The 20,851-nt window shown below is 72.5% G+C and carries 17 protein-coding genes; 12 read left to right on the top strand and 5 right to left on the bottom strand.

The window, feature by feature from the left end; all coding sequences use genetic code 11:
* Positions 1 to 30 precede the first annotated feature (30 nt).
* The 6 genes from ABD269_RS27915 to ABD269_RS27890 are packed head-to-tail and all read left to right on the top strand — an operon-like array spanning position 31 to position 9,003.
* Positions 31 to 4,116: a non-ribosomal peptide synthetase gene (locus ABD269_RS27915; protein WP_344122278.1), complete on the top strand. Its 4,086-nt coding sequence runs from the start codon at positions 31 to 33 to the stop codon at positions 4,114 to 4,116.
* 56 nt (positions 4,117 to 4,172) lie between these two features.
* Positions 4,173 to 5,327, top strand: a complete 1,155-nt coding sequence (locus tag ABD269_RS27910; protein ID WP_344122276.1) for an acyl-CoA dehydrogenase family protein — start codon at positions 4,173 to 4,175, stop codon at positions 5,325 to 5,327.
* Positions 5,328 to 5,368: 41 nt separating this feature from the next.
* The gene (locus ABD269_RS27905; protein ID WP_344122274.1) at positions 5,369 to 6,499 is read left to right on the top strand and encodes an acyl-CoA dehydrogenase family protein; all 1,131 of its coding nucleotides are present in this window, start codon (positions 5,369 to 5,371) and stop codon (positions 6,497 to 6,499) included.
* A gap of 15 nt (positions 6,500 to 6,514) precedes the next feature.
* Positions 6,515 to 7,390, top strand: a complete 876-nt coding sequence (locus tag ABD269_RS27900) for an AzlC family ABC transporter permease (protein ID WP_344122712.1) — start codon at positions 6,515 to 6,517, stop codon at positions 7,388 to 7,390.
* Positions 7,391 to 7,711 (top strand): AzlD domain-containing protein, encoded by a 321-nt coding sequence (locus ABD269_RS27895; RefSeq protein WP_301893505.1) that lies wholly within the window; start codon positions 7,391 to 7,393, stop codon positions 7,709 to 7,711.
* Positions 7,712 to 7,749: 38 nt separating this feature from the next.
* Positions 7,750 to 9,003, top strand: a complete 1,254-nt coding sequence (locus tag ABD269_RS27890; RefSeq protein ID WP_344122272.1) for an ATP-grasp domain-containing protein — start codon at positions 7,750 to 7,752, stop codon at positions 9,001 to 9,003.
* Between the two features lie 89 nt (positions 9,004 to 9,092).
* Here the strand turns inward: ABD269_RS27890 and ABD269_RS27885 are convergent, their stop codons facing one another.
* From ABD269_RS27885 to ABD269_RS27870, 4 genes are all read right to left on the bottom strand, one after another.
* Positions 9,093 to 9,878 carry an ABC transporter permease gene (locus tag ABD269_RS27885; protein WP_301893501.1) on the bottom strand — a complete coding sequence of 262 codons (786 nt, stop codon included), beginning with the start codon at positions 9,876 to 9,878 and terminating at the stop codon, positions 9,093 to 9,095.
* Positions 9,875 to 10,867, bottom strand: a complete 993-nt coding sequence (locus ABD269_RS27880) for an ATP-binding cassette domain-containing protein (RefSeq protein ID WP_344122269.1) — start codon at positions 10,865 to 10,867, stop codon at positions 9,875 to 9,877. The genes ABD269_RS27885 and ABD269_RS27880 overlap by 4 nt, the downstream gene beginning before the upstream one ends.
* Positions 10,868 to 10,939: 72 nt before the next feature.
* The gene (locus tag ABD269_RS27875; RefSeq protein WP_344122267.1) at positions 10,940 to 11,782 is read right to left on the bottom strand and encodes a DUF4097 family beta strand repeat-containing protein; all 843 of its coding nucleotides are present in this window, start codon (positions 11,780 to 11,782) and stop codon (positions 10,940 to 10,942) included.
* Between the two features lie 112 nt (positions 11,783 to 11,894).
* Positions 11,895 to 12,413 carry a hypothetical protein gene (locus ABD269_RS27870; protein ID WP_301893496.1) on the bottom strand — a complete coding sequence of 173 codons (519 nt, stop codon included), beginning with the start codon at positions 12,411 to 12,413 and terminating at the stop codon, positions 11,895 to 11,897.
* Between the two features lie 285 nt (positions 12,414 to 12,698).
* Between ABD269_RS27870 and ABD269_RS27865 the strand changes: the two genes are divergently transcribed.
* Together ABD269_RS27865 and ABD269_RS27860 are read left to right on the top strand one after the other, a co-directional pair.
* Complete coding sequence (locus tag ABD269_RS27865) at positions 12,699 to 13,556, top strand: metallophosphoesterase family protein (RefSeq protein ID WP_344122710.1); 858 nt, start codon at positions 12,699 to 12,701, stop codon at positions 13,554 to 13,556.
* Positions 13,553 to 14,212, top strand: coding sequence for a 4'-phosphopantetheinyl transferase family protein (locus tag ABD269_RS27860; protein WP_344122264.1), 660 nt, complete (start codon positions 13,553 to 13,555; stop codon positions 14,210 to 14,212). Before ABD269_RS27865 ends, ABD269_RS27860 begins: the two co-directional genes overlap by 4 nt.
* Before the next feature lie 172 nt (positions 14,213 to 14,384).
* Here the strand turns inward: ABD269_RS27860 and ABD269_RS27855 are convergent, their stop codons facing one another.
* Entirely contained in the window at positions 14,385 to 15,386 is a 1,002-nt protein-coding gene (locus ABD269_RS27855) for a TauD/TfdA family dioxygenase (RefSeq protein WP_344122263.1), read from the bottom strand.
* Positions 15,387 to 15,606: 220 nt separating this feature from the next.
* Between ABD269_RS27855 and ABD269_RS27850 the strand changes: the two genes are divergently transcribed.
* The 4 genes from ABD269_RS27850 to ABD269_RS27835 are packed head-to-tail and all read left to right on the top strand — an operon-like array spanning position 15,607 to position 20,634.
* The gene (locus tag ABD269_RS27850; protein WP_301893492.1) at positions 15,607 to 17,118 is read left to right on the top strand and encodes an ABC transporter substrate-binding protein; all 1,512 of its coding nucleotides are present in this window, start codon (positions 15,607 to 15,609) and stop codon (positions 17,116 to 17,118) included.
* The gene (locus ABD269_RS27845) at positions 17,115 to 18,056 is read left to right on the top strand and encodes an ABC transporter permease (protein ID WP_344122262.1); all 942 of its coding nucleotides are present in this window, start codon (positions 17,115 to 17,117) and stop codon (positions 18,054 to 18,056) included. Before ABD269_RS27850 ends, ABD269_RS27845 begins: the two co-directional genes overlap by 4 nt.
* Positions 18,056 to 18,871 carry an ABC transporter permease gene (locus ABD269_RS27840; protein ID WP_301893490.1) on the top strand — a complete coding sequence of 272 codons (816 nt, stop codon included), beginning with the start codon at positions 18,056 to 18,058 and terminating at the stop codon, positions 18,869 to 18,871. The genes ABD269_RS27845 and ABD269_RS27840 overlap by 1 nt, the downstream gene beginning before the upstream one ends.
* Positions 18,868 to 20,634 carry a dipeptide ABC transporter ATP-binding protein gene (locus ABD269_RS27835; protein WP_344122260.1) on the top strand — a complete coding sequence of 589 codons (1,767 nt, stop codon included), beginning with the start codon at positions 18,868 to 18,870 and terminating at the stop codon, positions 20,632 to 20,634. The genes ABD269_RS27840 and ABD269_RS27835 overlap by 4 nt, the downstream gene beginning before the upstream one ends.
* The last annotated feature ends 217 nt before the right edge of the window (positions 20,635 to 20,851 follow it).

Here is a 20,851-nt window from a genome sequence, read left to right as displayed (position 1 = left end):
AGGCGAACGAGTACGAGGTTGACGAGGGACATGGCTGAAACAGAGCGAGGCACCGCGGGTACGGCAGGCCTCTCCGACGTCAAGCGCAAGCTGCTGGAGATGAAGCTGCGGCAGAAGCGCGCGGAGAAGGCGGAGCGCGACCGGATCGTCGCGGTGGACCGGGACGGCAAGCTCGCCGTCTCCGAGCAGCAGCGCTATCTGTGGTTCCTCCACCAGGTCGCACCGGAACTCCCGGTGTACAACGTCCCGTTCGCACTGCGGCTGCGCGGCGAGCTCGACACCGCCGCGCTCACCGCCGCGCTGACCGCCCTGGTCGCCCGGCACGAGAGCCTGCGCACCCGCTTCGGCGGCGAGCGCGGCGTGCCCTTCCAGACGGTGGACGACCCGGCCCCCTGGCCGCTGCCGGTCACCGACCTCGGGGCCGAGGGCGACCGCGAGGAGCGGGTGCGGCGGCTCGTCGACGAGGAGGCCCGGCGCCCGTTCGACCTGGAGACGGGCCCGGTCTTCCGCTCCTCGCTCTTCAAGGTCGCCGACGGCGATCACGTGCTGCTGCTCGTCATGCACCACATCGTCACCGACGGCTGGTCCGTCGGCCGGGTGACCGAGGAGCTCGCCGCGCTGTACGAGGCGGAGCGCACCGGCACCCCGGCGCGGCTCCCGGAACTCGCCGTGCAGCCCGCCGATTTCGCCGCCTGGCAGCAGCGCTGGCTCACCACCGACGCGCCCGCCGGGCAGGTGGCCTACTGGCGCAAGGCCCTGGACGGCCTGCCGACCGTCGACTTCCCCGCCGACCGGGCCCGCCCCGCGCAGCCCACCTGGGCCGGGGCCACCCTGGAGCGCGACCTGCCGGCGGAGCTCGGCGAGCGGCTGCGGGAGTTCGCCGCGAAGGAGCGCGCCTCGCTGCTCTCGGTGATGCTGTCCGCGTTCGCCGTCGTGCTCGGCCGCTACACCGGCCAGCCCGAGCTGTCCCTCGGCTCCGTCTTCAGCGGCCGCACCCGGCCCGAGACGGACCCGCTCGTCGGCTTCTTCGCCAACACCCTGGTGCTGCGCCCGGACCTGACGGGCAACCCCACCTTCGGCGAGCTGGTCGCCCGCTCCAACCGCGGCGTCCTCGGCGCCCTGGAGCACCAGGACGTCCCCTTCGGCACCCTGGTGCAGGAGCTGCGCCCGGAGCGCGACCCCAGCCGCAACCCGCTCTTCCAGATCAGCTTCACCCTGCTCACCGGGTCGATCGTGGGGTCCTTCGCGTTCGGCGGCCTGGAGGTCGAGGAACTCCCCGTCCAGCAGGGCAGTTCGCGCTTCGACCTGGCCTTCCAGGTCGTCGACCGGCCCGGCAGCGACCTGGGCATCTGGATCGAGTACGCCACCGACCTCTTCGAGCGCGACCGCATGGAGCGGCTCGTCGAGCACTTCCACAGCGTCCTGGAGCAGGCCGTCGCCGCGCCGGACACCCGCGTCGACGCCTTCGAGGTGCTCCCCGCGCACGAGCGGGACCGCGTCCTGCGCGAGTGGAACCCCGCCCCGGTCACCCGCCCCGCGGACGAGGCGCTGCTGCACGAGCTCGTGGCCCGGCACGCCGCCGAGCGCCCCGGCGCCGTCGCCATGCGCTTCCAGGGCGAGCAGCTCGACTACGCGGGGCTCGACGCCCGCGCCAACCGGCTCGCCCACCTGCTGCGCACCCGCTGGGGCACCGGCCCCGACCAGGTCGTGGGCGTGCTCCTCGACCGCGGCCTCGACCTGCCGGTCGCCCAGCTGGCCGTCCTCAAGGCCGGTGGCGCCTGGCTGCCGATCGACCCGCAGTACCCGGCCGACCGGATCGCCCACCAGCTCGCGGACGCGGGCGTCCGCACCGTACTGACCAGCAAGGACCTGGCCCACCTGGTGACCGGCCCGGTCGACCACTGGTGCATGGACGACGCCGCGGGCGAGCTCGCGGACCTGCCGGCCGAGGCGCCCGCCGTCGACGTCCGGCCCGACCACCTCGCGTACGTCATCTACACCTCGGGATCCACCGGCAAGCCCAAGGGCGTGCTCATCTCCCACCGGGCCGCGGTGGACTTCGTGGAGGGCGTCCGCGAGCTGTTCCGGATCACCCCGGACGACCGGCTGCTGCAGTTCGCCAACCCCGCCTTCGACGTCAGCGTCTTCGACTTCTACGCGGCCCTCGGCTCCGGCGCGGCCGTCATCGGCGCCCCGCGCGAGCAGCTGCTGGACCCGGACGCCCTCCAGGAGCTGCTGCGCGCGGAGCAGGTGACCGTCGCGGACGTGCCCCCGGCCGTGCTGCGGCTGCTCGACCCGGAGCCGCTCACCGCACTGCGGGTGCTCTTCGTGGGCCTGGAGGCGTTCCCCGCCGAGCTCGTCAACCGGTGGAGCGCGCCCGGCCGCGAGTTCCACAACGGCTACGGCCCGACCGAGGCCACCGTCGCCTGTGTCGACTACCTCTGCCCGCCCGAGGGCCTCACCTCGGCGCCGCCGATCGGCCGCGCCATGGCGGGCCACCGGGCGTACGTCCTCGACGCCGCCTTCCGGCCGGTGCCGGTCGGCGTCCCCGGCGAGCTGTACGTGGCCGGCACCGGGCTGGCGCGCGGCTACCTGGGCCGCCCCGACCTCACGGCGGGGAGCTTCCTGCCCGACCCCTTCGCGCGGACACCCGGCGAGCGGATGTACCGCACCGGTGACGTGGTCCGCTGGCGGCCCGACGGCAACCTGGAGTTCCTCGGCCGCGCCGACCGCCAGGTGAAGATCCGCGGCCTGCGCATCGAACTGGGCGAGGTCGAGCACGCGCTCACCGGCCTGCCCGCCGTGCGCCAGGGCATCGTCGTGGTGCAGGACCCGGGCACCCCGCAGGCCCGCCTGGTCGCCTATGTGGTGGCCGAACCGGACAGCGCGCGCGGGCTCGACGGCGAGCGCGTCCGCCAGGACGTCGCCGACCGGCTGCCGCTGCACATGGTGCCCTCGGTCGTCGTCCTGCTGGACGCCCTGCCGCTCACCGCCAACGGCAAGGTCGACCAGAAGCGGCTGCCGCTGCCCGAGGCGCAGGGCGAGCAGGGGCACACCCCGCCCGCGACGCCCACCGAGCGGAAGCTCGCCGCCCTGTGGACCGGTCTGCTGGGCGTCGACGGCGACCGCCTCAGCGTGCACGACAGCTTCTTCGGCCTCGGCGGCAACTCGCTCAACCTGATCCGGCTGACCACCGCCGTCAAGCAGGAGTTCGGCGTCACGCTGGAGGTGCGCCGCCTCTACCTCGCGCCGACCGTGCGGGGCATCGCGTCGCTGATCGACGAGCACGCCGCGCCCGCCGCGCAGGGCCCGTCCGTCCTCGTGCCGCTCAACCCCGGGGGCACGCGCCCGGCGTTCTTCTGCGTCCACCCGGCGGGCGGCGCCGCGGTGCCGTACATCCCGCTGGCCCGGCTGCTCGGCGACGACCAGCCGTTCCACGGCCTGGAGGCGCCCGGCCTCGACGGCGGCGCGACCCCGGGCACGCTGACGGAGTTCGCGGCGCTCTACGTCGCCGCCGTCCGCGAGGTGCAGCCGGAAGGCCCGTACCACCTGGGCGGCTGGTCCGTCGGCGGCGCCATAGCGGCGGAGATGGCCGCACAGCTGCGGGACGCCGGGCAGGAGGTCGGCGCGCTCGTCCTCTTCGACACGGCGACACCCGGCGAGGGCGCCGACGGCGGCGCGCCCGACCACGCCGCGCAACTGGCATCCTTCGTCCACGACCTGGCCCACCTGCGGGAGCGGCCGGTGCCCGACGTCGGCCTCGCGCACCTGCGCACGCTCACCGAGGACGAGCAGTCGGACCACGTGGTGCGGCTGCTGGAGGAGAGCGGCCTGGTCCCCGAGGGCGTACGGGACGAACTGCGCGCCCGGATCGGGGTGTTCCTGGCGACCACCCACGCCGTGCGCACCCACACGCCGCGCCCGGTCGACACCCGGATCACCCTGCTCGGCGCGGCCGAGGAGGACAACGTCCCGGTGGCGCTGTGGCGCGGGCTGGCCGGGCGCGGGGCCGACCACGTAGAGGTCCCCGGCACCCACTACACGATGCTCCAGCCGCCGCACGTCGAGGAGCTGGCACGCGCGGTGCGGCGGGCCCTCGACGCGGCGGCGGGCTGAGCGGGACCCGGATCCGAGCAGGCTTCGAGCAGGCTTCGAACAGGAGGAGTGGAACGGTGGAGTTGGAGCCGACGGCACAGCAGCGGGAGTTCCGCGAGCGGATCTGCGCGCTGCTGTGCTCGGACGAGGTCCGCGCCGAGGTGGCGGCGGTACGCGGCGCGCGGGGCGGGGAAGCGGGCCTGCTCGACGTCTACCGCAGGCTGGGCGAGCGCGGCTGGCTCGCGGTCAACTGGCCCGAGGAGTACGGCGGGCTGGGCGGGACCATCCAGGACAAGGCGATCCTCACGGAGGAGCTCATCGCCCACGGCGTCCCCGACATCGTGCACACGCTGAGCATCGACATCGTCGGGCTGGCCCTGATGATGTACGGCACGGACGCCCAGAAGAGCAGGCTCCTGCCGAGGATCGCCCGCGGCGAGGGCGCCGCGAGCATCCTCTTCAGCGAGCCCGCCGTCGGCTCCGACCTGGCCGCCCTGGAGACCCGGGCCGAGCCCGACGGCGACGGCTGGCGCATCCACGGGCGCAAGGTCTACAGCATGAAGTCGCACCTCGCCGACTTCGCGCTGTGCGCCGCCCGCACGTCCGAGTCCGAGGTGAAGTACCACGGCATCACGCTCTTCGTCGTGCCGCTGAAGACCCCGGGCGTCCTGGTGGACCCGCTGTGGAACCTCGGCGACGAGCGGTTCGGCGATGTCACCCTCACCGGCATCCGGGTCACCGAGGACGACGTCGTCGGCGAGGTCGACGGCGGCTGGGAGGTCATCAACAGCGTCCTCGGACTGGAGCGCACCGGCGTCGAGTTCGAGGCCAAGGCGTGCCGCTGGTTCGACGTGCTGCTGCGGCACGCCGCCGACACCGGGCTGCTCGACCACCCGGTGCACGGGCCGCGGCTCGTGGAGCTCGACTCCTGGGTGCGGGCCGCCCGGCTGCTCGCCTGGCGCTCGGTCACCGAACTCGGCGACCACGCGAGCGACGACGTGCACAACGCCATGGCCAAGCTGGTCACTTCCGAGGTCGCCCAGGAGGTGGCCCGGGCCCAGCTCGACCTCTCGGGACTGGACGGCGCGCTCACCCGGCACGACGACCGGGCACCGTCCGGCGGCACGGGCGAGGCGGCCTACCGCGACTCGGTGGGCCTCACCCTCGCATCGGGCACGTCGGAGGTCATGCGTTCGCTGATCGCGTCGACGGGCCTGGGATTGCTGGCGTGAACCTGCCCGCAGCCACTCCGAGCCGTACCTGAGGAACCCACATGAAGACCACCCTGAGCCCCGGCCAGCAAGCCCTCCAGGAGCAGCTCGAAGAGTTCCTGGACGAAGAGCTCACCCCCCTCGTCCGCCGCATGGCGGACCGCTCACCCCACGCCGACACCGAGGACAACCCCGACATCCGGGCCATGATCCACCAGGCCCTGACCGATCTCGGCCTGTCCGCCGGGCTCGGCCGGGAGTCCTGGGCGATCGCCGCCGAGCAGTTGGGCGACGTCCTCTACCAGGGGACGCTGCTGGACACGGCGGCCGCCGCCGAGCTCGTCTCGCACACAGCCGCCGGCGGCGCGCGGGACGAGCTCCTCGCCGCCGTCGCCGAAGGCACCCGCATCGCGCTCGCGGCCCGCGACACCGGCACCGGGACCACCGCCGACCCGGCACCGCTGACCGTCGGCCCGGACGGGAACACCGTCACCGGCTCCCGGTCCTTCGTCGGTTTCGTGCCGGAGGCGGACCAGCTCCTGGTGATCGGCCGCGCCGGGGGCACGGTGCGCGCCGCGCTCGTACGGCCGGACGCGCCCGGGGTGACCGTCCGGCGCCACGAGGAGCTGGGGCGGGGCGAGCTGTACGCGGTCGGGTTCGACGGCGCCCCTGTCGATACTTGGCTGGAAACGGACGCCGGCACCACGCTCGCGGAGGCCTGGCGGGCGGTGCTCGACGGCGCCCGCGTCCGGCAGGCCGCCTATCTCGTCGGGCTCGGTCAGGGGGCGCTCGATCTGGCGGTCTCCTACGCCAAGTCCCGCAAGCAATTCGGCAAGCCCTTGGGGCACCAACAGGTGATCGCGCTGCGGCTGGCCGACCTCACCGCCCGTCTCGACGCCGTGCGCCTCGTCGTCCGGGCCGCGGCCTGGGAGGCGGACCGGCCCGCGGGCGCGCCCCGGCTGGAGGCCGCGCAGGCGCTGGCCATGGCGGCCGAAACCGCACGGAAGATCGCCGCGGAGACCATGCAGGTGCACGGTGCGTACGGGATGACGGAAGACAGCGACGCTCAACTGTTCTATCGTCGCGCCGCGGTGGAGTCTCTCCGCCTGGGTTCGCCCGCCGAGCTGCGCAGCGAGGTGGCCCCGTTGCTCAAGGACAGACTGACCGGCCGGGGGCATTCGCAGCCTGCATAAATTCCCCAGGTGACTATGTGGAGGGAGGTGGACCCGTTGGACGAGCCCGTATGCAGCGGGACCAAGGAGTCCGGTGCGGCGGACGAACGCGTCGGCACGCATGAGCCGGTGGCGGCCGCGGCGGACGGCGGGGACACCGCCGCCGCCGACGGAGGCGCCGCGTCCGGTGGCGGGGACGCCCACCGGACCGAGTTCTGGGCGGGCGCGCGGGCCATGACCCCGTTCATGATCGGCGCGTTCCCCATGGGCATCATCGCCGGGGCCGCCGGCATCGCCGGGGGCATCGGCTGGGCGGGCACCGTCGCCATGGCCGCCGCCGTCAACTCCGGCACCGCGATGCTGGCCGGCCAGCAGCTGCTGCGCGACGGCGTGGGCTGGCCGATCATCCTGCTCACCACCCTCGTGCTGAGCCTGCGGATGATGATCTACGCGATCATGCTCCGGCCCCACATGCGGGACCTGCCGCAGCGCTGGCGGGCGCTGCTGGCCTTCGGGCTGGTCGACGCGGTCTTCTTCGTCGTCGTCGACAAGTTCAAGACGCTGACCGGCATCCGGGACCGGCAGTGGTACTTCCTGGGCGCTTCCATGGCGATGTTCGCCAACTGGATCACGTCCCTCGTCCTGGGCATGATCCTCGGCTCGGCCGTACCGGACATCGCCAGCCAGGGCCTCGAATTCCCCATGACGGCGATCTTCATCGCCATGATGGCGGGCGCGATGGTCAACTGGAAGGTGTGGGCCGCGGTGCTCGGCGCCGGAGCGCTCGCCCTGGCCGCGCACCCCCTCCCGTACAACCTCGGGCTCGTCGTCGCGACCCTCGGCGGCGCGGCGATCGGCGCGGGCTGCGATGTCTGGGAGAAGAAGCGCGCGAAGTCCACGGAGGTGGCCTGAGTGTTCCTGACCCTGCTCATCGTCGGCATGGCGGCCTGCGCCTTCGCCACGCGCTACCTCCCCATCGTGCTGTTCCAGGACCGGGAACTGCCAGGACCGGTGAAGACGGCCCTGAACTACGTCCCGGCGGCGGTGCTCGCCGCGCTCGTCTTCCCCGAGGTCGTCACGCCCATGTACGAGGGCGGCGGCGACTGGGCGGTCCCGACGCTGATCGGCGGCGTGGTCACCCTGATCGCCGGCCGCCTCATCAAGAACTTCCTCGCGGTGGCGGCGATCGGAGTGGTGACGTTCTTCGTGCTTCGTCAGCTGCTGGGCGGGTGATTCGAGCCCGTCCCACTCGGACCCGAAAGGCCCCTGAAATGCCACCCCGCCTCGCCGTCGTCCACGACAACGGCTCCGTGACCCCGCTCCAACTGGCCGTCGCCGCCACCGGCCACTGCGAACTCGTGCTCCTCTGCGACCCGTCCGAGGCCACCGTGGCCAAGGACCTCCCGCTCCTGAGGGAAATCGGCACCGTCGTGGAATTCGACGCCGGATCACCCTTGGCCGAGGCCACGACCCGGCGGCTCGAAGCCCTCGGCATCGACGGGATCACCACTTTCAGCGACCGCACCATAGAAGCGACCGCCGCGCTCGCGCGGCACCTGGGGCTCGCCTACCACTCCCCGGGAACGGCCGCCGCCCTGGTCGACAAGCACCTCCAGCGCGCGACCCTCGCCGCCGCGGGCGTCCCCGCGCTGCCCCGCTACGCCGCCGTCTCCGCGCCCGGGGACGCCGCCGCCGCGGCAGCCGCCGTGGGCGCCCCGGCCGTCGTCAAGCCGCGGCAGGGCGCGGGCAGCCGCAACACGGTCCTCGCGCGGACGGTGGAGGACTGCGTCCGCACGGTCGAGGAGCTGCTGGCCGCCGGCGAGAGCGAGTTGGTGCTGGAGGAGTACCTCGTCGGGGACCCCGCCGTCGCGGGGCCGCGGTGGGGTGACTACGTGTCCGTGGAGTCGGTGGTCGTGGACGGCCGGACCGTCCACGTGGGCATCACGGGCAAGCCGCCCCTGCTGGCGCCCTTCCGCGAGACCGGCGCGTTCTTCCCCAGCAACGTCGACGACCGTACGGCCGCCCGGCTCACCGAGGCGACCGGACGGGCGCTGCGCGCGCTGGGGGTGACGTGCGGCATCGCCCACACCGAGTTCAAGCTGACCGCCGAGGGCCCGCGGCTGATCGAGGTCAACGGCAGGCTGGGCGGTTTCATCGACGACACCGTCGGCCGCGCCACGGGCTTCCCGATGATCCGCACCGCCTTCGACTGCGCCCTGGGCCGGGTGCCCGCGGACCTCACGGCCCCGGCGCCCCGGGGCATCGCCTTCCAGCGCTTCTTCGCCCCGCCGCTCGCCGCCCGCGAGATCGTCTCGATGACGGGCGTCAAGGAGGCGAAGGCCCTGCCGGGCGTGCGGCGCGTCGAGGTCGTCCGCCGCCCCGGCCAGTCGGTCGACTGGCGCGAGGGCACCCAGGCGTTCGCCGCCATCGTCTACGGCGAGGCCCCCGACCACGAGTCGCTCGCGGAGCTCTTCGACGCGCTCGACAAGACGCTGGTGGTGACGTACGACCGCGAGTCCGCGTAGCCGCGCGCAGGCGGCAGGACGCGTCCACGCCGACAGGGCGGCGCACCCCGACGCTGTGTCGGAGCGCGCCGCCCGCACGGCCTTCCCGGCTACTTCGGTTCGCGGTTGAAAGCCGCCTTCGACCAGAAGTAGCCGAGCGCGGTGAGCGCCAGGCACCAGGCGACCGCGAGCCACCCGTTGTTGCCGATCTCGGTGCCGAGCAGCAGGCCGCGCAGGGTCTCGATGGCCGGGGTGAACGGCTGGTACTCGGCGATCGGCTGGAACCAGCCCGGCATCGCGTGGACCGGGACGAAGGCGCTGGAGATCAGCGGCAGGACGATCAGCGGCATCGCGTTGTTGCTGGCCGCCTCGACGTTCGGGCTGACCATGCCCATCCCGACCGCGATCCAGGTGAGCGCCAGGGCGACCAGCGCCATCAGACCGAACGCCGCCAGCCAGTCCAGGGCCGTGGCATGCGTGGACCGGAAGCCGATGGCCACGGCGACGGCACCCACGAGGACCACGCTGGCGATCGACTGCAGCACGCTGCCGATGACGTGCCCGATGAGCACGGACCCGCGGTGGATCGCCATCGTGCGGAAGCGGGCCATGATGCCCTCGGTCATGTCGTTGGAGACGGAGACCGCGGTCCCGACCACGGTGCTGCCGACGGTCATCAGCAGGAGGCCCGGGACGATGTACGCGATGTACGCGGAGCGGCCGCCGCCGCCGATGCCCGCGCTCATCGCGTCACCGAAGATGTAGACGAAGAGCAGCAACAGCATGATCGGCGTGAGCAGCAGGTTCAGGGTGAGCGACGGGTAGCGCCGCGCGTGCAGGAGGTTGCGGCGCAGCATCGTGGACGAGTCGCGCACGGCGAGGGCCAGAGAGCTCATCGGACGGTCTCCTTGGGCTTGTCGGTGCCGCCGGTCAGGGCGAAGAACACGTCGTCGAGGTCGGGGGTGTGCACGGTCAGCTCGTCCGCCTCGACGCCGACGGAGTCCAGCCAGTCGAGGATGGAGCGCAGCTCGCGCTGGGTGCCGTCGCTGGGGATCTGCAGTGACAGGGCCTCGTCGTCCCGCGTGACCTCGCGCAGCGCCAGGGCGGCGCTCCGGTAGGCGGCCGGGTCGGAGAAGCGGAGGCGGACATGCCCGCCGGGGATCAGCCGCTTCAGCTCCTCCGCGGTGCCCTCGGCCGCGATCCTGCCGTCGTTGAGCACGGCGATGCGGTCGGCGAGCTCGTCGGCCTCCTCCAGGTACTGGGTGGTGAGGAAGACGGTGACGCCGCCCGTGACCAACTCGCGGATGATTCCCCACATGTTGTGGCGGCTGCGCGGGTCGAGGCCGGTGGTCGGCTCGTCGAGGAAGATGATCCGCGGGTTGCCGACCAGCGTCATGGCGATGTCGAGGCGGCGCTTCATGCCGCCGGAGTAGGTGGAGGCGGGCTTCTTCGCGGCCTCGGTGAGGTCGAAGCGCTCCAGCAGCTCGGCGGCGACCCGCCGCCCCTCGCGCTTGGACAGGTGGTGCAGGTCCGCCATGAGGAGCATGTTCTCCTCGCCGGTGATCAGGCCGTCGACGGCGGAGAACTGCCCGGTGACGCCGATCGCGGCGCGCACCCCGTCCGGTGCCGTGGCGACGTCGTGGCCCGCGACCTGGGCCTGGCCGCCGTCGGCGGCGATGAGCGTGGACAGGATCTGCACGGTGGTGGTCTTGCCGGCACCGTTGGGCCCGAGCAGCGCGAAGACCGAACCGGCCGGGATGCGCAGGTCTATGCCGTCGAGAACGGTCTTGGTGCCGTACGACTTGCGCAGACCGACGGTGGAGACGGCGACCGGGGACGGGTGACCGTCCGCCCGCCTGGGCGTGGGCATGACAGAAGAAGGCATGGGGCCCTCCCGTTCGAAGGCTGAAGTAGCAGGGGGTGGGCGAGCTGGGGGTGGCGCGGGGTGCGGAGGCGCTCAGGCCTTGGCGCGGCGGATGTCGACGTTGCCGTACCGGGTGCGGGCGCGGACCGTGACGGTGTCCTCGGTCTTCTCCGGGGCCTCGGACGCGGCGAGCGTGTTGCGCACCTGGCCGGCGCCCGAGCTGACGTCGAGCCAGGCGGCCGTGCCCTCGCGGACGCCGACCTCGATGGCGCCGTAGGAGGTGTCCAACTGGACGGTGCCGCGAACCACTTCGGCCACGCGCAGGGTGCCGTGCGCGGTGGTGGCGGTGACCGAGGACTCGGCGCGCGCGATGTCGATGTCGCCGTTGGCGCCGCTCACCCGCAGCTCGCCGGTCGCGGCGCCGACGGTCGTGGTGCCGTGCGAGTTCTTCAGGACGGCGGGACCGTCGACGAGGCCGACGCGCATGCTGCCGGAGCTGGTGGTGATCTCGGCCATGCCCTCGACCCGGTCCACGGTGATCGAGCCGTGGGAGGCGGTCAGCTTCAGCGGGCCGGTCGTGTCGAGGCGGACGTCGCCGGCCGAGGTCTTCACGCGGGTCTCGCCGAGCCGGCCCTCGCCGAGCACCTGGGTCCAGGCGCCGGTCAGGTCGATGCGCGAACCCGCGGGCAGTTCGACCGTCACGTCGACGCAGCCGGTGCGGCCGAACGGGCCGGACTTGGGCGTCCTGACCGTCAGTACGCCGCTCGCGTACGTCACCTCGGTCTGGTCGGCCGTCCGCACGTCCCGGTCCTTCTTCGGTTCGCGGGGCCGCACCTCGACGACGGTGTCGAGGCGGTCGCCCGCGATGAACTGGATGGACCCGGCCTCCACGTGCGCCGTGGCCGAGATCGGTTCGGGAGTGTCGAAAGAAGGCATGGCTGTCCCGTCCTCTTGGGTCTTCAGGTCGTCCCCGCTGGTGGGACGTGGTGTTGGGTGAAGTAGTGCGGGTGCTGTGCTGTTCAGGTGCTGTGGTGCGGGCGGGGCGCGACTAGCGCACCCAGCCCGTGATGCTCTGTCCGACGGTGCGGGTCTTCTCCGGCGTACGCGGCCGGGTGCCGCCGTCGACCGCGGCCGACACGGCGCGCACCAGCCACGCGTTGACCGACAGGCCCTCGCGGCTCGCGGCCTCCTCGGCGCGGGACTTGAGGTGGGCCGGCAGGCGCAGATTGACGCGGGCGGTGCCGCCCTCGTCGCCGTCGGCGGGGGCCGGGGCTCTGAGTGGTTCGGCGGGCGCGGCCGGCTCCGTGGGGGCGCCGCCGTCGGTGGGCGGCAGGGTCACCACGAAGTCGGGGTCGAGCCCGCGCAGCCGTACGTCGACCGAGCCGGGGGCGAGCTCGCGGGTGACCTCGCCCATCGCGGCGGAGAGCACATTGAGCATGGTCAGCCGGGTCGCCGACTCCAGAGGAGCGGTGAGCCGCTCGGCCAGCTCGCGGGCATCTTCCCCGCCGGCTTCGGCGGCCACCGCGAGTTCGCGGCGGAGGGTGTCGACATACGGGGTGAGGTCCATGACGCAATAGTGGCACCACTATGGCGCCATGCGCAAGCCCGGGTGGCGCCTTGAGTGGGGCGGGTTTGACGTCAGGTCATCTGACCTGCGGAAACGTGAAGTGGTGGCCTGGGTCATCGTGGTGCCATGTGTGGCCCAGGGGTCTTTGGGGGCGCGGAATGGCGCCGAGTGGCACCAGATGGTGCCATGTGGCGGGCGAAGTGACCCACAGGGGTGGAAAGGGCCGTGAACGCTTCCTTCCGGACGGTTGATCGATTAGTTTCGGAGACCGGGGAGGACATCACGGTGCCCAACGGAAGCTTGCTCGCGGTCAGTGACCTGCACGTCGTCTACAAGGACAATCGCACTCTCGTCGAACAGCTGCGGCCGAGAACCGACGGCGACTGGCTGATCGTCGCCGGTGACGTCGCCGAGAAGTACGCCGACGTCGAGTGGGCCCTGAGCCTGCTGGCCGGCCGCTTCGCCAAGGTCGTCTGGGCGCCGGGGAACCACGAGTTGTGGACCCACCCCAAGGACCCCGTCGACCTGCGGGGCGAGAAGCGCTATCTGCACCTCGTGGAGCTCTGCCGGAGCCTGGGCATCGCCACCCCCGAGGACCCCTATCCCGTCTGGCAGGGCGAGGGCGGCCCGGTGGCCGTGGCCCCGCTCTTCGTGCTCTACGACTACTCCTTCCGCGTGCCCGGCGCCGACTCCAAGGAGGAGTCCCTGCGCCGGGCCCACGAGGCGGGAGTGGTCTGCGCCGACGAGCACTTCCTGCACCCGGACCCCTATCCGGGGCGCGACGACTGGTGCCGCGCGCGGGTGGAGTTCACCGAGCGCAGGCTGGCTGCCGTCGACCCCGCGCACCGCACCGTCCTCGTCAACCACTTCCCGCTGGTGCGGCACCCCACGGAGATCCTGCGGTACCCCGACTTCGCCCAGTGGTGCGGCACCGAGCTGACCGCCGACTGGCACCGCAGGTTCCGCGCGGCGGCCGTGGTCTACGGCCATCTCCACATCCCGCGCGTCACCTGGCACGACGGAGTCCGCTTCGAGGAGGTCTCCGTCGGCTATCCGCGCGAGTGGCGGCCCAGGCCACCGCGTGAACCACTGCGGCAGATCCTGCCCCGACCGGCCGACGAACAGCGAGGAACAGCACGGTGATCGAGCGCATACTGCCTTCGGTGAGTGTCTCGGAGGAGGATTTCGGCGCTCTTCCGGCTGATGTGGCACACCTGCTCCTCCCCGAGGAGGCGGCCCACGTGGCGCGCGCGGTGCCCAAGCGGCAGGGCGAGTTCGCGACCGTACGGGCGTGCGCGCGCAAGGCGCTCGGGCGGCTCGGCCTGGACCCGGTGCCCCTGCTCCCCAACCGGCGCGGCGCCCCGGGCTGGCCCGCCGGTGTGGTGGGCAGCATGACCCACTGCGACGGCTACCGCGCCGCCGTCGTGGCGCGCTCCGCCGACGCCGTGTCCATCGGCATCGACGCCGAGCCGAACGGACCGCTGCCCGACGGCGTCCTGGAGGCCATAGCCCTCCCGGGCGAGCGCTCCCGGCTCGCGGGCCTGACCGCCCGCCGGCCGGAAGTCTCCTGGGACCGCATGCTCTTCAGCGCCAAGGAGAGCGTCTTCAAGACCTGGTACCCCCTCACCGGCCAGGAGCTCGACTTCAGCGAAGCGGAGCTCGAATTCGACCCGGACGCGCGGACGTTCTCGGCCCGCTTGCTGGTGCCGGGCCCGGTGGTCGACGGCCGCCGCGTGGACGGCTTCACGGGTCGCTGGCTGGCGGACGAGGGCCTGGTCGTGACGGCGATCGCGCTTTAGGGTCCGCAAACTCAGCCCGTCCGGCGTTTGAGGACGCGGCCGTAGGCCGCTCCCGCCGCAGGCGGCAACGGACCGGCAGCCGGGGGTCTGGGGCACGAGCCCCAGTTTCGGGAAGGGGCGGGGCTGGGGAAAAGCCCGCCGCAGGCGCCCCACCCGAGGTCACCGAAAACGCTCAGCGCCGCGTCCGCGGCATGCCCCGACGAAAGCGCGCGAAATCCTCCGGAATGCACCGCGCATAGCGCGTGTTCAGCCACAGCCGCAGCAGATCCCGCCGCCGCCCCGGATCGTCCTCGTACGCGGAGCGCCCATGCACGACCACATTGTTGTTGAGCAGCTGAAGATCCCCCGGTCGCAAGGTCATCTCCACCCGGTGATCGTCCCGCTCGGCGATGTCCTGGAACAACCGCAACGCGTGCCGCTCGATCCCGCTCAGCGGAATCCCGGTCTTCGCGACCGCTGATTCGATGTAGTGCGTCATATAGAAACGGCAGCTCAACTGCCCGTCGAAATAGCCGTACACGGCGTTGCGGTAATAGGGCAGCTCCTGTGAGCCCTCCTCCGTGCGCCGGTCGTAGACGAAGCCGCGGTAGTAGAGGCCGAGCAGCTCCCGGTGGTGGGCGAGCAGGTGGTTGTGCACGGTCATGGAGCTGGCCAGGGTGCTGACGCCGCCGCCCTGCCCGGCGCCGCGCAGGCAGAGCAGGCCCACGATGTCGGAGCTGTCGGTGTGGAAGGGCAGAGCGTTGCGCGTGCGGTAGGCGCGCGTGGCGGGGTTGTCGAGGCCGCCCTCGTCGTAGTCCTTGACGTGGGCGATCAGCTCCCCGTCGGCGTTCTGCGAGACCGGGGTGCCCAGGTGCAGGGCGATGCCCCAGTAGGCGAGCCGGGCCTCGTCCGGCGTCCACCGTTCGACGGGCAGGCCGCGCAGCACGGTGAAGCCGCGCCCGAACTCCAGGTCCTGCACGGCCCTTTCGAGTGTCTTGCCCAGTGCGGGGAGCGGGAAGTCGGCCATCGTCAGTGCTTCGAGGGGCAGTTCACGGATCCTGGCCGAGGTCAGCGCCGCGTCGAGCTCGTGGATCTCTTCCGGCGTGAGGGTCACCACCCAGTCGTCCTCGCCGGTGAAGTCGGCGGCGCGCCAGGCGCTGGGGCCGGTGACGGGCTCGGTGAGGATCGAGGTCATACGGACTCCACTCTGGCCGGAAGAAGCGGATGCGCGCGGGAAGCTACCGTCGATCATGAGCCGAACGCGCTTCATGGTCAATTGAGTTGGTGGCAATCGCCCTCGTTCCGGGTAAGGATGCGTGAAGTCGATCACCTACGCGTTCGATCCATGGCGCGGCCCGATATCCCGTGGAATGGTTTGCCGAGGGCCACCGATTCCAAGTCCGTGCGGAGACACAGTGACCAGGTCGAAGCGATTGCCCGTCCTCGTGGCCGGCTGCGCCCTGCTCGGGGGCGTGCTGGCCGGATGTGGTTCCGGTGGCGGATCATCCGCTTCCGGTGCCACCGACACCCTGTCCGTCGGGCTCATCGCCGAGCCGGCGAGCCTGGACTTCACCACCACCGACGGCGCGGCCATTCCCCAGGCGATGCTGGGCAGCGTCTACGAGGGGCTGGTCCGCCTCGATCAGCAGGGCAGGATCCAGCCGCACCTCGCCGAGCGGTACGAACGCTCCGACGACGGCCGGACGTACACCTTCCACCTCCGCCGGGGCGTGAAGTTCACCAACGGCGCCGACTTCACGGCCGACGACGCGGTGTTCTCGATCGACCGCGTCAAGAAGGACTGGAAGCTGAAGATCGCCCGCCAGATGGACGTGGTCGAGAAGGCGGAGAAGACCGACGACCACACCGTCAAGGTCACCCTGAGCCGCCCCAGCAACGGCTGGCTGTTCTCGATGACGGAGCGCATCGGCGCGATGTTCAGCCGCACCGGCGTGGGCGACCTCGCCAACCACCCCGTGGGCACGGGGCCGTTCGAGCTGGCGGAGCGGCGCCGCGGCGAGCGCATCGTCCTCGACCGCAACTCCTCCTACTGGGGCACCAAGCCCGAGCTGAGCAAGGTGACCCTGAAGTACTTCAAGGACGCCGGGGCGATGAACAACGCCATGCTCACCAACGGCATCGACGTCCTCGGCACGGTCCAGGCCCCCGAGTCGCTGTCCCGTTTCGCCGACACCAACCGCTTCCGGACCATCGAGGGCACCTCCACCGGCGAGGTGGTCCTGTCGATGAACAACGCCCGGGAGCCGTTCAAGGACAAGCGCGTCCGCCAGGCCGTCCGTTACGCCATCGACCACAAGGCGCTCGTCGACACCGCGCGCTCCGGCCACGGCAAGCTCATCGGCACGATGGCCACCCCCACCGACCCCTGGTACGAGGACCTCACCGGCCGCTATCCGTACGACCCGGCCAAGGCGAAGGCGCTCCTCAAGGACGCGGGTGCGGAGGGGAAGAGCCTGCGGCTGCGGGTGCCCAACATGCCGTACGCGGTCTCCGCCGCCCAGGTCGTGAAGTCCCAGCTCGACCAGGTCGGGCTGAAGGTGGAGATCGAGCCGCTGGAGTTCCCCGCGCGCTGGCTGTCGGAGGTCTTCACCAAGGGCGACTACGACATGTCGATCATCGACCACGCCGAGCCGCGCGACCTGTGGACCTTCGCGGACAGCGGCTACTACTTCCACTACGACAACCCCGAGTACGGCAGGCTCCTCAAGGAGGGCGACGCCGGGAAGCCCGCGGACGAGACCGCCCGCTACCGCGAGGCGGCCCGGCTGCTGTCCGACGACGCGGCCGCCGACTGGCTCTATCTGATGCCCAACCTCATGGTGGCCGACAAGAACCTCACCGGCCTGCCCGTCAACCAGGTCGGCGAGGGCTTCGAGCTCACCGGCGTCCGGTGGGCCAAGAAGTGAGACTGCTGCTGCGCAAGCTCGCCTCGCTGCTGATCAGCGCGGTGATCGCGAGCTTCGTGGTCTTCGCGTTCCTGGCCGTGCTGCCCGGCGACCCCGCCGAGGTGGCCCTCGGCACCAACGCCACCCCGGACGCCGTGGCGGCGCTGCGGCACGAATTCGGCACCGACCGGCCGCTGGTCACGCAGTATCTCGACTGGGGCCAGGGTTTGTTGCACGGCGACTTCGGCACCTCCTACGTCACCCACGACCTCATCGGCCCCCGGATCACCGACCGCCTCGGCGTCACCTGCTGGCTGGCGCTCGGCGGCATGCTCGTGGCCGTCCTGCTCGCGCTGCCCGCCGGGGTGCTGGCCGCCGCCTGGCACCGCAGGGCCGCGGGCGCGCTGCTGTCCGCGCTCAGCCAGGCGGGCATCGCCGTCCCCGCCTTCCTCGCGGGCATCCTCCTCGTCTACGTCTTCGCGGTCCGGGCGGGCGCCCTGCCCGCGGGCGGCTACACCCCGCTCGCCGAGGATCCCGGCGAATGGGCGCGCCACCTCGCCCTGCCGTGCCTGTCGCTGGGCCTGGTGCAGGGCGCCGTCCTCACCCGCTATGTGCGCTCGGCCGTGCTGACCGTCCTGCACCAGGACTTCCTGCGGACCGCCCGCGCCAAGGGCAGGCGCCGCCGCGCCGCACTGTGGCGGCACGGCCTGCCCAACGCGGCCGTCCCCGTCCTCACGGTGCTCGGCCTCCAGCTCAGCACGCTGCTCGTCGGCGCCGTCGTCGTGGAGCGCGTCTTCGTCATCCCCGGCCTCGGCGACCTGCTGCTGCAAGGTGTGGCCGACCGCGATCTGCTGCTGGTGCAGGGCGTGGTGATCGTCCTCGTGGTGGCCGTGCTCGTGGTGAACGTCGTCACCGACCTGCTCTACCACCTGCTCGACCCCAGGCTGCGGAGCCGCTGATGAGACACCGTGCCACGCTGGCGGCCGGTGGCGCCCTGGTCGCCCTCGTCCTGGCCGCCGCGCTGCTCTCCCTGGTGTGGACCCCCTACGACCCGATGCACGTCGACGCGGCCCACCGGCTGGCGGCGCCCGGCGGCGGACACCTGCTGGGCACCGACCAGTTCGGCCGGGACGTGGCCAGCCGGCTGATGACCGGCGCCCGCACCACCGTCTTCGTCGGGGTGGTGGCCGTCGGCTTCGCCGTCCTCCTCGGGGTGCCCGCGGGGATCGCCGCGGGGATGTCCGACGGCGCCCTCGGCGCGCTGGTCATGCGGGTGGGCGACTTCCTGCTGGCGTTCCCCGCGCTGCTGCTCGCCATCATGCTGGCGGCGGTCTACGGCACCAGCACGCTCACCGCGATGACGGCCATCGGCATCGCCTCGGCGCCCGGCTTCGCCCGGGTCGGCAGGGCGGCCACCCTGCGCGTCATGGCCGCCGAGTACATCGACGCGGCCCGGCTCGCCCGGCGCTCGCGTACGGCCATCGCCTGGCGGCACGTCCTGCCGAACATCCGGGACGTGCTCATCGTCCAGGTGTCCGTCGCCTTCGCCACCGCCGTGCTCGCCGAGGCCGCCCTGTCCTACCTGGGCCTCGGCACCCCGCCGCCCACCCCGTCCTGGGGCCGCATGCTCCTGGACTCCCAGGAGCTGCTCTTCTCCAAGCCCGAGCTGTGCCTGTGGCCCGGGCTCGCCGTCGCCGCCGCCGTCCTCGGCCTCAACCTCTTCGGCGACGGGCTGCGCGACCGCTTCGACCCCACGCTCGAAGGAGTCCGATGACCACCGCGCCGCTGCTGGAGGTCACCGGTCTCGGCGTGGACGCCGGTGCCGTACCGCTCGTGCGCGACGTCTCCTTCTCCCTCGCGCGCGGCGAACGGCTCGGCGTCATCGGCGAGTCGGGCTCCGGCAAGACCCTCACCGCGCTCGCGCTGCTCGGCCTCCTCGACGACGGGCTGCGGGCCACCGGCAGCGCCCGGCTCGACGGCGTGCCCTTCGACCTCGTGGGCGCCTCGGACCGGGACCTGTCGACCGTACGGGGCCGGCTCGCCGGAATGGTCTTCCAGGAGCCGATGACCGCACTCAACCCGGTGATGCGGGTCGGCCCCCAGATCGCGGAGACCCTGCGGCTGCACGGCACCCGTACGGAGCGCACCGCCGCGCGGGCCACGGCGGTGGACCTCCTGGACCGGCTGCGGCTCCCCGACCCCGCCCGCGCCGCGCGCGCCTTCCCCCATCAACTGTCCGGCGGGCAGCGGCAGCGCGGCGTGCTCGGCATCGCCCTCGCCAACGACCCGGCCCTGCTGATCTGCGACGAACCGACCACCGCCCTCGACGTCACCGTGCAGAAGGACATCGTCGACCTGATCACCGGCCTGTCCGCGGAGCGCGACACGGCGGTGCTCTACATCAGCCACGACCTCGCGCTCGTCGCCTCCGTGTGCCACCGGGTGCTGGTGATGTACGGCGGGCGGATCGTGGAGAGCGGCCCGGTGCGACAGGTGCTGTCCCGCCCGGCCCACCCGTACACCGAGGCACTCCTCGCCGCCTGCGACCTCTCGCCCGGCGCCCGCCCGAAGGCGATCCCCGGCACCGTGCCCGCGCCCGGCGCGCTGCCGGAGGGCTGCGTCTTCCGCGACCGGTGCGCGTACGCGGACGACGCGTGCGCCGTGCGCCCCGAGCGGGTGGCCGACGCGTCGGGCGGAACGGTCGCCTGCTGGCACCCCAGGACCGGTGCCGCCGCGGCCGAGCCCGCACCGCCGCCGATGGAGGCGCCCCGGGAGGCCGGGCGGGTGCTGCTCACCGCCCGGAAGCTGACCCGCCGCTACGCGCGGCCGCGCCCCCGTCCCTTCGCGCCGCGCGCCCACTTCACCGCGCTGGAGGAGGTCGGCCTGGAACTGCGCGCGGGCCGGCGCCTCGGGGTCGTCGGCGAGTCGGGTTCCGGCAAGACGACGCTGCTGCGGCTGCTCGCCGGTCTCGACCGGCCGACGGCGGGCACGGTCGAGACCGCGGACGGAGCGGGCCTCCAGGTCGTCTTTCAGGACCCCATGGGCTCCCTCGACCCGCGCATGCGCGTACGGGACATCGTCGCCGAGCCCCTGCGCGGTGCGGCTTCCCCCGGCCGGGTCGCGGAACTGCTGACCGCGGTGGGCCTCCCGGCGGACGCGGCGACCCGCTACCCCCACCAGTTCTCCGGCGGCCAGCGCCAGCGCATCGCCATCGCCCGCGCCCTCGCCCCGAACCCCTCGGTACTGCTCGCCGACGAGCCGGTGAGCGCCCTCGACGTCTCGGTGCGCGCCCAGATCCTCGACGTGCTGCGGGGAGTGACGGGGGAGCGAGGGATGGGGCTGTGCGTGGTGTCGCACGACCTGGGGGTGATCCGGTACCTGTGCGACGACGTGGTGGTGATGAGAGGGGGGAGGGTGGTGGAGCGGGGTCCGGTGGCGGAGGTGTGGGACGATCCGCAACACCCTTATACGCGGCAGCTGTTGGATGCGGTCCCGGTGCTGGACCGGAGCTTTTCCCCACCCCGCCCCTTCCCGTAACCGGGGCTCCGCCCCGGACCCCGGTCCTCAAACTCCCCCAGCTACCGCTGGGAGGTGCCCCCACGGGCTGGAATTGGCGGGACGGTCGGCACCTGGTTGCGGCTACGTCACGGTCGCCCCCGCGCATGCTCGGAGCCGATCGCCGCGCACAGGTTGCCGCCGTCGTCCCAGATCATGGCTCCCTGTCACCCACACAGTCAATCCTAAGAGTTGCCAT

The organism is Streptomyces blastmyceticus, assembly GCF_039521185.1.
In the GTDB taxonomy this organism is placed as follows: Bacteria; Actinomycetota; Actinomycetes; order Streptomycetales; family Streptomycetaceae; genus Streptomyces; species Streptomyces blastmyceticus.
The sequence above is the reverse complement of the archived record's forward strand: the minus strand, read 5'-3'. Positions and strand labels throughout refer to the sequence as shown.

Coding starts and splice junctions, on each gene's coding strand:
- ABD269_RS27915 (WP_344122278.1), top strand. CDS start 31: ATGGCTGAAACAGAGCGAGGCACCGCGGGTACGGCAGGCCTCTCCGAC.
- ABD269_RS27905 (WP_344122274.1), top strand. CDS start 5,369: ATGAAGACCACCCTGAGCCCCGGCCAGCAAGCCCTCCAGGAGCAGCTC.
- ABD269_RS27900 (WP_344122712.1), top strand. CDS start 6,515: ATGTGGAGGGAGGTGGACCCGTTGGACGAGCCCGTATGCAGCGGGACC.
- ABD269_RS27890 (WP_344122272.1), top strand. CDS start 7,750: ATGCCACCCCGCCTCGCCGTCGTCCACGACAACGGCTCCGTGACCCCG.
- ABD269_RS27885 (WP_301893501.1), bottom strand. CDS start 9,878: ATGAGCTCTCTGGCCCTCGCCGTGCGCGACTCGTCCACGATGCTGCGC.
- ABD269_RS27880 (WP_344122269.1), bottom strand. CDS start 10,867: ATGCCTTCTTCTGTCATGCCCACGCCCAGGCGGGCGGACGGTCACCCG.
- ABD269_RS27875 (WP_344122267.1), bottom strand. CDS start 11,782: ATGCCTTCTTTCGACACTCCCGAACCGATCTCGGCCACGGCGCACGTG.
- ABD269_RS27870 (WP_301893496.1), bottom strand. CDS start 12,413: ATGGACCTCACCCCGTATGTCGACACCCTCCGCCGCGAACTCGCGGTG.
- ABD269_RS27855 (WP_344122263.1), bottom strand. CDS start 15,386: ATGACCTCGATCCTCACCGAGCCCGTCACCGGCCCCAGCGCCTGGCGC.
- ABD269_RS27840 (WP_301893490.1), top strand. CDS start 18,056: ATGAGACACCGTGCCACGCTGGCGGCCGGTGGCGCCCTGGTCGCCCTC.
- ABD269_RS27835 (WP_344122260.1), top strand. CDS start 18,868: ATGACCACCGCGCCGCTGCTGGAGGTCACCGGTCTCGGCGTGGACGCC.